The organism is Ruegeria sp. CF1 (genome assembly GCF_056537445.1).
This window is the reverse complement of record NZ_JBQFRN010000001.1, coordinates 557,701-571,522: the sequence shown is the minus strand read 5'-3', so window position 1 is coordinate 571,522 and position 13,822 is coordinate 557,701. Positions and strand designations below refer to the sequence as shown.

General features: G+C 54.8%; 14 protein-coding genes. 5 read left to right on the top strand and 9 right to left on the bottom strand.

Annotation, left to right across the window (positions count from 1 at the left end; all coding sequences use genetic code 11):
- The first annotated feature begins 74 nt into the window (after positions 1–74).
- On the top strand, positions 75–1,478 hold the full coding sequence (locus tag ACRZ96_RS02885) for an aminotransferase-like domain-containing protein (protein WP_170421552.1): 1,404 nt from the start codon (positions 75–77) through the stop codon (positions 1,476–1,478).
- A 3-nt stretch (positions 1,479–1,481) separates the two neighbouring features.
- On the opposite strand, the gene ACRZ96_RS02880 is transcribed toward ACRZ96_RS02885, so the two are convergent.
- Entirely contained in the window at positions 1,482–1,847 is a 366-nt protein-coding gene (locus ACRZ96_RS02880) for a nuclear transport factor 2 family protein (RefSeq protein ID WP_170421555.1), read from the bottom strand.
- Positions 1,848–2,086: 239 nt separating this feature from the next.
- Between ACRZ96_RS02880 and rplM the strand changes: the two genes are divergently transcribed.
- Positions 2,087–2,545, top strand: coding sequence for a 50S ribosomal protein L13 (gene rplM / locus ACRZ96_RS02875; RefSeq protein WP_039536983.1), 459 nt, complete (start codon positions 2,087–2,089; stop codon positions 2,543–2,545).
- A gap of 6 nt (positions 2,546–2,551) precedes the next feature.
- Positions 2,552–3,037, top strand: a complete 486-nt coding sequence (gene rpsI / locus ACRZ96_RS02870) for a 30S ribosomal protein S9 (protein WP_010440030.1) — start codon at positions 2,552–2,554, stop codon at positions 3,035–3,037.
- A gap of 60 nt (positions 3,038–3,097) precedes the next feature.
- Here the strand turns inward: rpsI and ACRZ96_RS02865 are convergent, their stop codons facing one another.
- The 8 genes from ACRZ96_RS02865 to ACRZ96_RS02830 all read right to left on the bottom strand — a co-directional run bounded on the left by ACRZ96_RS02865 (position 3,098) and on the right by ACRZ96_RS02830 (position 11,525).
- Positions 3,098–4,258 carry an ABC transporter substrate-binding protein gene (locus tag ACRZ96_RS02865; RefSeq protein WP_480814220.1) on the bottom strand — a complete coding sequence of 387 codons (1,161 nt, stop codon included), beginning with the start codon at positions 4,256–4,258 and terminating at the stop codon, positions 3,098–3,100.
- Between the two features lie 30 nt (positions 4,259–4,288).
- Entirely contained in the window at positions 4,289–6,175 is a 1,887-nt protein-coding gene (locus ACRZ96_RS02860; protein WP_480814219.1) for an AMP-dependent synthetase/ligase, read from the bottom strand.
- A gap of 5 nt (positions 6,176–6,180) precedes the next feature.
- A complete protein-coding gene (locus tag ACRZ96_RS02855) occupies positions 6,181–6,954 on the bottom strand; it encodes an ABC transporter ATP-binding protein (RefSeq protein WP_170405694.1) in 774 nt (257 codons plus the stop codon).
- Positions 6,951–7,715 carry an ABC transporter ATP-binding protein gene (locus tag ACRZ96_RS02850; RefSeq protein WP_170662527.1) on the bottom strand — a complete coding sequence of 255 codons (765 nt, stop codon included), beginning with the start codon at positions 7,713–7,715 and terminating at the stop codon, positions 6,951–6,953. Before ACRZ96_RS02850 ends, ACRZ96_RS02855 begins: the two co-directional genes overlap by 4 nt.
- A complete protein-coding gene (locus ACRZ96_RS02845; RefSeq protein WP_170662529.1) occupies positions 7,712–8,809 on the bottom strand; it encodes a branched-chain amino acid ABC transporter permease in 1,098 nt (365 codons plus the stop codon). The genes ACRZ96_RS02850 and ACRZ96_RS02845 overlap by 4 nt, the downstream gene beginning before the upstream one ends.
- A 4-nt stretch (positions 8,810–8,813) precedes the next feature.
- Complete coding sequence (locus ACRZ96_RS02840; RefSeq protein WP_170393104.1) at positions 8,814–9,689, bottom strand: branched-chain amino acid ABC transporter permease; 876 nt, start codon at positions 9,687–9,689, stop codon at positions 8,814–8,816.
- 42 nt (positions 9,690–9,731) lie between these two features.
- Complete coding sequence (locus ACRZ96_RS02835) at positions 9,732–10,760, bottom strand: alcohol dehydrogenase catalytic domain-containing protein (RefSeq protein WP_480814218.1); 1,029 nt, start codon at positions 10,758–10,760, stop codon at positions 9,732–9,734.
- Between the two features lie 210 nt (positions 10,761–10,970).
- Positions 10,971–11,525 (bottom strand): hypothetical protein, encoded by a 555-nt coding sequence (locus tag ACRZ96_RS02830; protein ID WP_170393102.1) that lies wholly within the window; start codon positions 11,523–11,525, stop codon positions 10,971–10,973.
- A 1,100-nt stretch (positions 11,526–12,625) separates the two neighbouring features.
- On the opposite strand from ACRZ96_RS02830, the gene ACRZ96_RS02825 reads away from it, so the two are divergent.
- Together ACRZ96_RS02825 and ACRZ96_RS02820 are read left to right on the top strand one after the other, a co-directional pair.
- The gene (locus ACRZ96_RS02825) at positions 12,626–13,216 is read left to right on the top strand and encodes a L,D-transpeptidase (protein ID WP_480615007.1); all 591 of its coding nucleotides are present in this window, start codon (positions 12,626–12,628) and stop codon (positions 13,214–13,216) included.
- Positions 13,217–13,285: 69 nt separating this feature from the next.
- Positions 13,286–13,735 (top strand): c-type cytochrome, encoded by a 450-nt coding sequence (locus ACRZ96_RS02820; protein ID WP_170392477.1) that lies wholly within the window; start codon positions 13,286–13,288, stop codon positions 13,733–13,735.
- The last annotated feature ends 87 nt before the right edge of the window (positions 13,736–13,822 follow it).

Below are 13,822 nucleotides of genomic sequence, written 5' to 3'. Positions count from 1 at the left end.
GACACAAAGTAAAAATGTTCGGTACACTACTTTGATACATTCAGCATTGTGTCGAAATCAAAGGAAGAATTGTAATGGATACAATTTGGCCAGAGGCGCTACCGAAATCCAAAGGTCCAAAATATACTCTGGTCGCTGACACGATCCGAAAAGCGATAGAAAACAAAACGCTGGAGGTTGGAAAGAAACTGCCTCCGGTGCGTGAGTTAGCGTATCGATTAAAGATTACACCAGGCACTGTCGCGCGCGCCTATACGATCCTGACCGATGAAGGTTTGCTACAAGCCGAGGTCGGGCGTGGTACATTTGTAGCCCCGCCGAGATCGCCCATTCTGGATGATGTCTGGTCGCGGCAGCTACATCTGAGGGACGACAAATATGAATCCAATGTCAGCCTGTTCAGCCCACGCTTGCCGGATGTGGGGCAGGTGACATTAATCCGCGAATGCCTTGAAAAGGTTGCAAAAGGCGATCCGCGGATGTTTATGAACTATCCGACCCGAGATGCCTACCTACCCGTGCGCCAGGTTGTGGCCGACTGGTTGTCAGATCTTCCTCTGGGCTCAATTAATGCAGATGACATTGTACTGACACATGGTGGGCAAAGTGGCATTTGCGTTGTGTTCCAGACCGTTCTGAAAGATCCAAAACCCATCGTGTTGGTTGAGGACTTGTCTTATGCCGGGTTCAGACGGGCAGGTGAGTTGATGCGCGCCGAGGTTGTCGGGGTAAAAATGGACAAATGGGGCATAAGCCCCGATGCGCTGGACCACATCCTCAGGCAAACGAAGGCGCAGGCGATCTGCGTCTCACCCGAAGTGCAGAACCCAACGGGCGGGCATTCACCTTTGGAGCGGCGCAAAGAAGTTGTCGAGATTGCGCGAAAGCATGAATTACAGATCATCGAAGACGATTGCTATCGCATGGGCGAGGCCCGCGCGCCCAGCTATCGTGCTTTGGCACCCGAACGGGGCTGGCATGTTTCGTCAATTTCGAAAACTCTAACACCAGCATTACGGGTAGGTTTCGCCATCGCACCGAAAGAGCAGAGCGTCGATCTGCGGCGTTCTGCAGAATACGGGTATTTCGGGCTCGCCCAGCCTTTGGCTGAGTTGACGCGGTTGCTGTTGGGACATCCAGAGGCGAGGCAACTTGCAAAAAACGTCCGTACCAAGATGGGCGAATATGTACGTGTGGCGGTAAACGCCCTGGGTGGCTTCGATCTAAACTGGGATTCGGAGATTCCCTTCGTCTGGCTTCATTTGCCTTCCGGTTGGCGGTCTGCTGCGTTCAGCCGGGCGGCCGAGCGGGAAGGTATTCAGCTGCGATCGGCCGATGAATTCGCGCTGCGGGATGGTCGCGCGCCAAATGCCGTTCGTATAGCGGTGAATGGGCATGTCTCGCTCGAGAAGTTCGAAGATGCCATGCTGCGTCTGCGCGCGCTGCTCGATAACCCACCCGAACAAATAAGCGTTTAGCCGCTATTGCACTGGGGCAGGGTCGCCAAAAAAGCCCGCCAAATGTGCAATCTTGCCATCGGCATCGAGACGAATGAAATCATGCCCGGTAACCATAATGGACCCATCGGAAGCAATCATATGCCAGGTGAAGTGGACCACATCATGGTGTGAATTCGGCTCACTGGTCAGCTCAACTCGGCCCTTTGTATCACTCAGAACCGCTCCGATATGGGCATTGAGTTGATCTCTGCCGGAAACTTCTGCAGTTGGATCGACGTAACGACCAGTTTGTGCAAAACACTGCTCAAGAAGGCTCAGTCGCCTTTCGGGATCGGTCGACTGCCATGCCGCACCATAGGCAGCGATAACCTGTTCCAATTCTTGCATAGCCACCTCCGACATTGGATGATCTTGGTTGAGTCTAGCTTAACTAAGCTACGCAAAATTGGATATGCCGAAGAAATTTTGGGGTAAAATAATACCTATTTTATAAGTTATTGTTATTGATAGATATATTATACTTTGCCTGTATTGACCTGCATAACTAGTAGGTCTAAACCCCCTCCATCGAATTCGGGCCGCTCCGCCAAGGGGCGGTCTTTCACATCAAACAGGACTATCCTGCCATGAAAACCTTTTCTGCAACACCTGCAGACATCGACAAGAAATGGATCCTGATCGACGCCGAGGGCGTTGTTCTGGGCCGTCTTGCCTCGATCGTCGCCATGCGCCTGCGTGGCAAGCACAAAGCGTCGTTCACACCCAACATGGACATGGGCGACAATGTCATCGTGATCAACGCTGACAAAATCCAGATGACCGGCAAGAAGCGCGAAGAGAACTTCTACTGGCACACTGGCCACCCGGGCGGCATCAAGTCGCGCACCAAGCAGCAGATCCTTGAGGGTGCACACCCCGAGCGCGTCGTGACCCAAGCGGTCAAGCGCATGCTGCCGGGCAACCGTCTGGCGCGTCAGCAGATGACCAACCTGCGCGTTTATGCTGGTGCCGAGCATCCTCATGAGGCGCAAGCGCCCGAAGTTCTGGACGTTAAGTCCATGAACAAGAAAAACACCCGGAGCTAATGACCGATGGCTGATCAGATCAATACTCTCGAAGAGCTGAGCGCCGTCGCAGGCGTTGAAACCGTGGCCGAAGAAGTCATCGTACGTGAACCCGTACGTGACGAGCTGGGTCGTTCCTACGCCACCGGCAAGCGTAAAGACGCTGTTGCCCGCGTTTGGATCAAGCCGGGTTCCGGCAAGGTCACCGTGAACGGCAAGGATCAGGACAAGTATTTTGCGCGTCCCGTTCTGCAGCTGATCCTGCGCCAGCCGTTCCAGGTTGCTGGTGTGGAAGGTGAGTTCGACGTTGTTGCAACCGTCAAAGGTGGTGGCCTGACCGGTCAGGCCGGTGCGGTCAAGCACGGCATCTCGAAAGCGCTGCAACTGTACGATCCCAACCTGCGTGGCGCTCTGAAAGCCGCAGGCTTCCTGACCCGCGACAGCCGCGTTGTGGAACGTAAGAAATACGGTAAGCGCAAAGCGCGTCGTTCGTTCCAGTTCTCCAAGCGTTAATCGCTACGGATACCGAATTGGAAAGGGCTCGCAACTGCGAGCCCTTTTTCCTTGGTCGGTTTATTCTTCGTAAACCAGTTTCCACGCACCATTTTCGACGACGCTGACAAATACAGTGTCAGCACCCTGATGGTCATCGGGCCCATATGTGATCTGGTTGCCGACCAATTCATCCATGTAATCCAGAGATTCCATCGCGGCAATGAAGCTATCATGCGTCAGATCAGGACCTGCAGCTTCAAGCGCTTTGACCATCATCTCGGCCGCTGAATAGCCCAGCATTGAAAATCCGACCGGGTCTTCGCCCGTAGCCTCTTTGTATTCAGAAATAAATGCTGCCGGGGCGGGCTCTTCGGCGCGCGCCCAGAGATCCAGCCACGAGGCCGCCGCATAGAAACCGTCGGTCACACCACCGGGCACCTGCGCCACCACGGTTAGGAAGCTGGCAGAGGTGCCGAGGAACTTCATGTCGGTCAGGCCCATTTTCTTGGCCGTTCCAACAACAGTGATTGCCTGACGCACGCCGAGCGCCATCGTGACGATGTCACAACCTTCTTCTTTAAGCTTGCTCAAGGACCCCACGAAATCCGTCTCGTCCGGTTTATGGGTGGTCTCAGCGCCGAAAGTGATGCCAGCCTCTTCGGCTCCCGCTTTGCTGCCTTCCAGAATTTCCTCACCGAAATCAGTAGGCAGGTACATGGTGCAAACGGTTTGCGATCCAAATTCACCGTTCAGATACTTCACCCCAATCCGAGCTTGATCGTAATAGGTCGAGAATGAGGTGAACTTGTTCTTCATCGGCTCTTGCAGCATTTGCCGCGCGGCGGTCAGAGGGGCGACGTTGGGAATACCTTTCGGATCCAGCAGCTTGAACCCAGCAACATTCATCGGCGTACCCAGCGACTGCAACATCGCGAAAACCTTGTCACGGTTCAGCAGCTTGTTATAGCCCTGCATCGCGCGTGGCATCTGGTAGCCGTTATCCTCGACGACAAAGCGGATCTTGCGGCCATGCACGCCACCCTCGGCGTTGACGCGATCAAAGACCACATTTGCGCCTTTGGTGGCCGGAACGCCCACAGCAGCGAAGATGCCGCTGAGGTCGTTGACTGAGCCAATGACGATCTCGTCATCTGTCACGCCTTGTGTTTGCGCCCAGCTGATCGTGGCAGATGCAGTCAATGCCGTCGCTGCGGCAAGGCCCTTATACAAGTGTTTCATACTTCTCCTCCCTGTTGGGTCGCCCCTTAACTAATTGTACATATCTTCAATGAGATGTGCGTGTTTCTTTTCCACCAGACCACGTTTGAGTTTCATCGTCGCCGTCAGCTCCTCATCTTCGGCAGTGAGCAACACGTCGATCAGCCGGAAATCCTTGATCTGTTCGACCCGCGCAAAGTCCTTATTGACCGCTGCGATTTCCTCGCCGATCAGCTCCGTCACTTCGGACGCAGCACAAAGGGAAGAAAAGTTCGAGAAGGGGATCTTGCGCTCTTGTGCGAATTTCTCAACGTTTTCCTGATCGATCATGATTAGCGCCGTCAGGTACTTGCGCCGATCCCCGATGATCACCGCGTCCGAGATATACTGGCTGAACTTCAACCCGCTCTCGATCTCTGCGGGCGTGACGTTCTTACCGCCCGCAGTGATGATGATGTCCTTGAGGCGCCCTGTGATGGTGACAAAACCTTCCTCGTCGATATGCCCCATATCCCCGGTGCGCAGCCAGCCGTCGCAGGTGAAGCTTTCGGCTGTTTTGGCATTGTTGCGCCAGTAGCCCTGAAAGACGTTGAGGCCTTTGACCTGAATTTCTCCGTCTTCCGCGATGCGCAGGTCGTTGCCAGGAACAGGTTTTCCAATGGTGCCGATCTTGTTGGCCTCAAGCGTGTTCAGCGCTGCTATGCCGGCGGTTTCAGTCATACCGAAGCCCTCGACAATGGGCACACCAATTGCCCAATACCACCTGAGCAAATCGGGAGAGATCGGCGCTGCACCAGAGCCGCCTCGGCGGAGACGATCTAAGCCCAGCATCCGGCGCAGGTTACGCAGAACAAGCCGATCCCAAAGCCAGAACTGCATAGCGATCGGTGCTGGAACAGGTTTGCCCGCAAGGATAAATTCAGCGCGCGCCATTCCAGACTTAAGCGCCTGTGCAAAGGCGAAGCGTCCTGTGGGCGTTGCTTCCTTCGCCATGAACATGACCTGCGAGTAGATCTTCTCCCACACGCGCGGGACGGCAGTGAAGGTGGCGGGAGAGACCTCTTGCAGGTTGGAGAACACTGTCTCGGGGCTTTCAGCGAAATTCACAGTAGTCTTCATCGCAAGCGGGTAGTAGATCGACACGTCGCGTTCGAGGATATGACAGAGCGGCAGAAAGCATAGCTGTTCGTCGGTTGATTGGGAGGGCAGGGAATGCGCCCCTGCCTCTATCGCGGCCATGATGTTCTCATGGCTTAGCATGGCGCCTTTGGGATTACCGGTGGTACCTGACGTATATATGAGCAGGGCGGTGTCTTGTGACGTGGTTTCAGCGATTTCTGCTTCGAATGCGCCGGGTTCATCGACCTCAGCCTGTTGCCCCAGAGCATACAAGTCCTCGATCATCATGCAACACGGATGATCCAGGTCGTGCAGGCCTTCATCCTCAAGGATAATGACCTTGAGCAGATCGGACAGATCCGCCTCGACTTCGAGGAACTTGTCCAACTGCTCTTCATCTTCAACGATCAGAAACCGGCTGCCACTGTCATTGATCAGGTATTTTAACTGGCTGGCCGAATCTGTGGTGTAGACGCCCGAAGCAATCCCTCCGACACACTGGATGCCCATGTCGAACCACGCCCATTCCTTGCGGTCTTCGGACAGGATCGAGACAACCTCGCCACGTTGCAGACCCAGCTTGCGCAGGGCCAGCCCGATCCATTTGGCGTGTTGCCAGTAGTCGGCCCATGAGTAGGATTTCCAGATGCCGAAGTCCTTCTCGCGATGCGCCGTACGCTGTCCCAGTTCGGCACAGCGTTTCTGGAATAGCTCGCATATCGTGACACAGCCATCGACTCGCAGGGGTCTCTGACCGGGCGTAGCGTTGAACTGCACACCGTTGATACTGGTCTGAGGGGGCAGGGGGCTTGCGTCCATCCAGCTCACCTCCACGTCTTTTTGCGTTTCCAGCGACGGTTTTCTCGCGCGCCTTCTTCCTGAACGCCCAGATAGAAGTTCTGAATGTCCTCGGATTGCAGCAAGGTTTCAGCCGCACCATCCATAACGATCCGTCCGATCTCCATTACATAGCCATGATGGGCGAGTTCCAGTGCTGCATTAGCGTTCTGCTCGACCAGCATCATTGTCATGCTCTGTTCGTCATTCAGGCGTTTGAGAATGCCAAAAATCTCTTGCACCAGCAGCGGCGATAGGCCCAGCGAAGGCTCATCCAACAGCATGATACGCGGGTTAGCCATCAGGCCGCGCCCAATCGCCAGCATCTGCTGTTGCCCGCCGGACAGAGTGCCAGCCTCTTGATTGCGGCGGTCTTTCAACACAGGAAAGTAGGAAAACACCAGATCGCGGTCATGATCGATCTGTCCTTTATCCGAAAGGGTATAAGCCCCAAGGTTCAGGTTCTCGTCGACGGTCAAAAGTGGAAAGACCTCGCGTCCCTCGGGCACATGGACGATGCCTTTTTGCACGACCTTGTGAGGTTCCGATCCCTGTATTTGCTGACCGTCAAATGTGATTGAACCTTTTTCGGGATCCATCACGCCTGAGATTGTTTTCATCAGCGTTGTCTTGCCCGCGCCATTTGCGCCCAGGATTGAAACGACCTGCCCTCGATGCACGTCCAATGACACGCCACGAATGGCCATGATCGGGCCATAAAAACTTTCAACATTGCGAATGCTAAGGATCGGTTGGTTCATGAAGCTTTGCCCAAATAGGCCTCTACCACAGCAGGATGAGATTGAACTTCGGTTGGGGTTCCAAGGGCAAGCTTCGCTCCGTCGGCCATGGCAAGAACCCGGTCGGACACGCCCGAGACCAGACCCATATCGTGCTCTACCATAAGCACGGTAATGCCCATCTGACGCCGGATGTCATCGATCCACCAACGCATATCTGTGGTCTCTTCCACCGATAGGCCCGAGGCGGGTTCATCCAACAGCAGGAGTTTTGGATCGGTGGCCAACGCTCGGGCGACTTCGACCACCTTACGCACGCCATAGGGGAGGCCCGAGATCATCTTGTCACGAAAGGCCTGGAGGTCGAGGAAGTCGATGATCTCTTCAACCTTTTCTCGGTTCTCGATCTCCTGACTGCGAGCTGAGGGCGAGAACAGAATTTCCGAGATCAGATTGGTTTTGCGGTGCCGGTGGCGCCCGACCAGAAGGTTCTGCAAAACGGTCGCATGTTCGAACAGTTCAATGTTCTGGAATGTCCGCGCGACGCCATAGGCCGCGACACCCGAGGGCTTGATACGCAGCAGATCATGCCCGTCAAAGTGGATCGCCCCTGCATAAGGATCATAGAAGCGCGAAATCAGGTTGAAGACCGTTGATTTGCCGGCGCCGTTGGGACCGACGATGGCGAACACCTCACCTTCTTGCACGTTGAAGGACAGATCATCCACAGCAGTCAGACCGCCGAATTTCAGGGTAACGTTTTCAAACTCCAGCAAGCTCATCTCAGACGCTCCGTCTTGAGATAGGACTTTTGTCGTTTGAACATGTCCTTGCGGTAGAAGGGGAACAGTTCGAACCACGTCCGGATTTTTAGCCATCGACCATACAGACCCATCGGTTCGAACAGGATGAAGGCGATCAGGATCATGCCGAAGATGCCGAATTCGAGCCCCGGAATGGCGACCGTATTGCCGCCAAACAGGGCTGCCGCGTATTCCTTTGAAATCGACAGAAACTGCGGCAGGAAACCGATCACAACTGCGCCCAAAAACGCGCCATGGATCGAACCCAGACCTCCGATAACGATCATCATCAGCAATTGGATGGAAATTACGACGCTGAATGTCTCGTTATTGAACGCCCCAGAGAACATACCCATCAATGCGCCTGCTAGTCCGGTGACGGCGCAGGAGAGGGCGAAAGAGATTGTCTTGGTGCGCGCGATATCCACACCCATCGCCTGCGCTGAGATCTCAGAGTCTCGTACGGCGATGAAGCTGCGGCCCAAGGGCGCGCGCAATAGGTTGATATAGCCCAGTGTCACGATAACGGCGACGGCCAGCACCAGCCAGAAAAACGGGGCCGGGGTGGCCCAACGATCGACCAGATATCCGAAGATTTCGACACCACCCAGATATTTACCCGCGACACCTCCGGTGACGGGTTCGGCCAGAACGATGATGTCGTCCATGAGCACAGACAGAGCCAGGGTGAAGATCGCAAGATAGATGCCATGCAGGCGTAGCGCAGGGATGGCGACGGTTGCTCCGACGATGCCGGTCAACAGACCCGCCAGCGGGAAAGCGATGAGGAATGGTACTCCAGCCTCGATCAGGATAACATTGGCATAGCACCCAACGGCCAGAAAGGCGGCATGGCCAAGGCTGGCCTGCCCGGTATGGCCGGTTAGGATCATCAAGCCCAAACCCGCGATGGCCCAGATCAGGACATTAGTCAGTTCCCCAAGATAGAAATCATCCAGCCACCACGGCGCAGCGGCTACGACCGCCAACAGGATCAGATAGAGGCTAAGCTGATAGCCATCCTTCCACGGGCGAATGTCCTGCATATAGTTTGTTTTGAAAACAATCCGCATGCGATCAGACCTTCTTGACCCGTACCTGGCTGAACAGCCCATGCGGTCGAAAGATCAGAACTGCCAGCAACAGCGCATAAGGCGCGATCTGACTGTACCCGGCTGCAATATAGCGGCTGGCAAAGGGCTCGATTACGCCGACGATTAGCCCGCCGGCCAATGCGCCGGGCAGGCTGCCAAACCCGCCGATCACAGCTGCTGCAAATGCCTTGATCCCCAGAAGCCCAGTTGTGGGATCGACCGAGCCTTTGGCCGCGAACAAAATTCCGGCAATCCCGGCGACAACTCCGGCCAATGCCCAGATTAAGCCCTGAACCCGCTTGACCGGTATCCCCATGTAATATGCCGCCAACTGGTTTTGAGACGCACCTTGCATGGCAAGCCCCAGCTTGGTCTTGCTGAAGAACACATAAAGACCCCAGGTCAGTAGGACGGTGACAACAATCACGGCCACGTCCTCCATCCCCAGCACAAGACCACCGAACCGGATCTCCTTACCAGCCAATGGGTTCTGCAGCGTTTGCGGCTCGTGCCCCCAGATCAGACCAGCTGCAAACCTGATCACAAAGCCCAAGGCGATGGTTAGGATCACCACGGCAGTTTGACTTTCGCCAAAGACGCGGCGGATGATCAGCCGATCGATCAGATACCCAAGTGCGCCCATAATCCCCAGTGAAATCGGTAGCGCCAGCCAGAAGGGCAGCCCCATATATTCCGTATTCGTAAGGCCAATGGTGACAAACGCACCCAGCATCATGAAATCGCCCTGCGCAAAATTCACTGCCTCGGTGGCTTTGTAAATCAGTACAAAGCCAAGGGCGATCAGGCCGTAGACACAACCATTCGCCAGCCCGCTAATCAGCAGCTGTGCGTTATCCAATCTCACCCTCCCTAAGCCGGTTAAGTCCGGCGCTTTGTTCTACTATGGAGTGATTATCACCTTCCCGTCACTCTTTTTCAGAGCATCCGCCAGATTTGGCAGCACTTCTCGTAGCGAAAGCCGTGCGGAAACATCTGTACGCCAGCGCCCATCTGCAAATCGCGCCTGCACTTCGCTGACAACTCGCATTTGATCAGCCGGGGGGGTGTCCATCATCCAGCGGGTCAGCCAGAAGCCCTCGATCCGTTTGCTCATGAAGATCAACTGGCCCATCTGAGTCAACTTCGGCATTTCCGTGGTGAGTTTCCCATAGCAAACCCACCGCGCGCCATTGGGCATCGCGCAGAACACCTGCTCTGACAGTTGGTCGGCAACCGCGTCGAGAAAAACACGAGGTTTCAGATCTGCACTGATCGTGGCAAACCGCGTCGGCGCATCCGTATCGCTGGTCACGACCACCTCTGCCGCACCCAGGCCTTTTAACATCTCGACCGTTTCGGCGCGCCGCACCAGAGCGATCGGTTTCAACCCAAGATCCCGTCCAAGGCTGCACATCAACTTACCAAGCTGGCTGGTGGCGGCAGAGACCACAAAAGCCTCGCCCTCAGCCCGTGCGATATCCACCATCGCCATTGCGGTTAGCGGGTTTACGATCTGCGCCGCCCCGTCCTCATCCGAGATTTCGGGGCGCAAGGGGATACACATCTGGGCCTGCGTCACAACATACTCGGCCCAGGCACCAGAGCCTGCTGCCACAAAGGCCACGCGCTGATCCAGCAGGGCGTCAGCCCCGGTACCGGTGGCAACAACATCTCCGCACCCCTCGAACCCTGCTGCGGCGCCTTTGACCCGCGGCTGACCATATTCTCCTTTGATAAAATGGATATCTGAAGGATTCACCGAGGCAGTGCGCACTTTGATCAACACTTGTCCCGCCTTTGGGACAGGTACAGGCAGTTCAGCCTCCGCTAACCAGTCCGAGGCATTCTCCAGCGTCGGTCCCGTGGCTGTGCCGGAATATCCGTCCTGCGTCTGAACAACGGCAAACATGGTGTCGGGCAGGGTGGTCATCGTTCGATCCTTCTTTGATGCGAGTTCAGCACGAGGCCTTCATCGTCACAATGTAACACACTGACAAAAGGTTTTATTTTTTCAAAACAATCTCAAGAAAGCAATCAAACACGGTGAGCTATGTCAATTGGGTAATGCCGTAATGTGACGCAAATTAAGTCGCATCCCGACCGGGTGAACCAGCCCTCTTAGGGCTGGTTCTGGAATTGATCACTGCTGCGTCATCAGATTGCGCAGATCCTGTATCTTCGCGACAACCAGCTCAGGCGACGCTTTGATCTCGTCGAGGATCTTCATAACCTGTGTTTTGATGTCCTGAGACAAGGCGCTTTCCTGAACCGACGTGACGATTGCGTCATAGTCGAAATTCTGCGCGGTCAGCATGCCGTCCTGAACCCACGAGTTGAACAGTTCCTGCCCCTGACCGGCAAGCGCTGCGACCTGATCGCCAGCTGCTGAGGCTGCATCATTGGCCTGCTCGGTCAAAGATGTAGCAGCGTCGCTGGCCTGTTCCGATACCGAAGATGCAGCTTCCGAGGCCTGATCCGCAATCGAGGACGCAGCCTCGGATGCTTGTTCAGTCGCCGCCTCAACGGCATCAGCAGCGCCCTCTTGTATTGCCGAGGCTGCTTCACCAACCGCCTCTGAGGCATCTTCAGCCGCCGATTGCAACTGCTCGGCAGGGGTTGGTTCAGGTTTTGTGGCGAAATAGTAAGCGCCTCCGCCGATAACGGCGATGGCTACGATAAGTAAAAGACGCGACATTGGATGTCTCCTTCAAATGATGTGTCGCTCAGATGGGGTTAAGGTACGTTAAAGCAAAGGGGAAAACACGTGATTTTGCAGCATATTGCGGGTTTGAGCCACACTGCGCTGATTGACACCGCAGGCAGTGGCAACATCATGCCATCCGTTGCAGGAATCGCAACACAAGCAAAGAAACAGCCTTGAAGGATGAATTGATTTATGGCGGAGAGACAGGGATTCGAACCCTGGGTGGGCTTGCACTCACAACGTTTTCCGAGACCGTGTACTACATCAAAACAGAAGTCCTTGCATTAAGAGACAAGAGCTTTGTGGCGGCAAGATGGGCGGGTTCGGCACAGAAAGCGGGCAGGGGTGTCACAAGAAAGCATTAAAGTGATTTATGGTGAGTGACCTATGTCAGCGGTTGCCGAACGCGCATTGAAGATCCTTAGGGCGGAACCGGAATTTTTTGGAACCACTCCGCGTGACTTTCTAACACCAAATCTTTTTCGCCCGAAACAGTAGGCTAGGAAAGTAGAGCATTCCAGGCGGCACACGTTTTTTGTGTCATTTCAATCAAATGTTCCGCGAAGAACCTCGCGATCAACTTAATGGTGTGTACGGTAACAGTATTCCGCTCCGAGGCTAATCCAGTCAACGAGGTGGTGCCTGCCCGTGAATTCAGACAAAGCTATTATGGCGACCGTTACGCGAGAGTATAGTGTCCAGTGAATCTGGGCCGCGTGCCAACGACCATACAGGTTATTGGGAAATCGATGCCATGACACAGGTCAAAGCTCTCTTAGGTGTTGCGCCCTTTGCTGTTAATGGACCGACAACGGGCAGCAATCTGAACAAAGGCGATAGGAGCTCGGGAAAACGCTCCATGCTTGTTATCTACCTGTATTGACGTTGTTTCGGTGTGAGTACCCAAGAATAGTTTTTTCTTCACAATGGCTTGACGATCTGAAGCCACCTTTGAAACCGCCCCATGTGCCTACGGCGGCGGCATTCCAGATGAAATATCCCTTACGCAAAACCTGTTGTTTGTTGACCTTCCAGCGCGGGAACCGGGCATACAGCCCAAATGAGTCGTAAAGCAAGAATACACGCTTGGGATGGCAGGCATGAAACCGAACAGGGATAGAAAGGCTGTTACGCGACGCGGAGTGATTGCCGCGTTTGCTGCGACAACTCTTTTTCCAGCACCGGCCGTTTGGGCCCAATCGATGACAACCGAGGGGACGCGCCGGAATGTTTCCTCATTCCGCGTTGCTAAATGGCAGGATCACTTTGATACGCTTAAGAATGGTGTGATCCTGTCCGATACACAGTCCAAGGTCCTGCAATATTGGTCAGAAGACGAGCGCGTCTATCGGATGTATCCAACCAGCGTGCCGCTGACGGAAGACCTTACAAGGCTGGGCTACACCACAGTAACTCGCAAGGTTGAGGGGCCATCTTGGCGACCGACACCAGCAATGAATAAGCGCAACCCCGCTTGGCCCGACTATGTGGGCCCGGGTCCGGAGAATCCTCTGGGGACACATGCACTTTATTTGAGCTGGCAATACTACCGGATCCACGGCACCAACGACACACGCAAGATCGGAAGAAGATCCTCCAATGGCTGCATCGGCTTATATAACGATCAGATTGCGGAATTGTTCGAGCTGGCGGCTGTAGGCACGCAGGTAAAACTGATCTGACCATGGTCAAGTCGGCTTTTCTGGACAGGTGCTTAAGCTCGGTAACTTACAACGACGTGAAATAGTAAAATGGATAAACTTACACTCATGATAGGCGGTGTGGCGATCGCAGGTGCCGTCGCAATCGTCTACAATCTAAATCAGCAACCAGCTGGCCATTCGATGACGACACCTGATACGTCGACGCTGGCGTCGGGAGATCCAATCCAAAACGTCAATCTACCGGACCAGCTAAGCGAATTTGCGGCCGTCGGCAAAGTGGCATTCGACGCAAAATGCTCGGCGTGCCATGGCGGGAATGCAACTGGTCTGGAAGGCCTTGCACCACCATTGGTGCATAAAATCTATGAACCAAGCCACCATTCGGACGAGGCATTTTACGTGGCCGTCCAGAATGGTGTTCGGGCACACCATTGGAAGTTCGGTAACATGCCGCCGGTCGATGGTTTGACCCGCGCGGATGTGAAGGGCATCGTGGCGTACATAAGAGAGTTGCAGCAAGAAAACGGGATTTTCTGAAGGTGACGAGTCGAGTGGGCACAGCAATTCGTTACTCCATCCTGTCAATTGCGCTGGCTATTGGCGGGCTACTTGTGACGGCCGATT

Coding starts and splice junctions, on each gene's coding strand:
- ACRZ96_RS02845 (WP_170662529.1), bottom strand. CDS start 8,809: ATGCGGATTGTTTTCAAAACAAACTATATGCAGGACATTCGCCCGTGG.
- ACRZ96_RS02830 (WP_170393102.1), bottom strand. CDS start 11,525: ATGTCGCGTCTTTTACTTATCGTAGCCATCGCCGTTATCGGCGGAGGC.
- ACRZ96_RS02850 (WP_170662527.1), bottom strand. CDS start 7,715: ATGAGCTTGCTGGAGTTTGAAAACGTTACCCTGAAATTCGGCGGTCTG.
- ACRZ96_RS02880 (WP_170421555.1), bottom strand. CDS start 1,847: ATGCAAGAATTGGAACAGGTTATCGCTGCCTATGGTGCGGCATGGCAG.
- ACRZ96_RS02865 (WP_480814220.1), bottom strand. CDS start 4,258: ATGAAACACTTGTATAAGGGCCTTGCCGCAGCGACGGCATTGACTGCA.
- ACRZ96_RS02820 (WP_170392477.1), top strand. CDS start 13,286: ATGGATAAACTTACACTCATGATAGGCGGTGTGGCGATCGCAGGTGCC.
- rplM (WP_039536983.1), top strand. CDS start 2,087: ATGAAAACCTTTTCTGCAACACCTGCAGACATCGACAAGAAATGGATC.
- ACRZ96_RS02885 (WP_170421552.1), top strand. CDS start 75: ATGGATACAATTTGGCCAGAGGCGCTACCGAAATCCAAAGGTCCAAAA.
- ACRZ96_RS02860 (WP_480814219.1), bottom strand. CDS start 6,175: ATGGACGCAAGCCCCCTGCCCCCTCAGACCAGTATCAACGGTGTGCAG.
- ACRZ96_RS02835 (WP_480814218.1), bottom strand. CDS start 10,760: ATGACCACCCTGCCCGACACCATGTTTGCCGTTGTTCAGACGCAGGAC.
- ACRZ96_RS02855 (WP_170405694.1), bottom strand. CDS start 6,954: ATGAACCAACCGATCCTTAGCATTCGCAATGTTGAAAGTTTTTATGGC.
- ACRZ96_RS02825 (WP_480615007.1), top strand. CDS start 12,626: ATGGCAGGCATGAAACCGAACAGGGATAGAAAGGCTGTTACGCGACGC.
- rpsI (WP_010440030.1), top strand. CDS start 2,552: ATGGCTGATCAGATCAATACTCTCGAAGAGCTGAGCGCCGTCGCAGGC.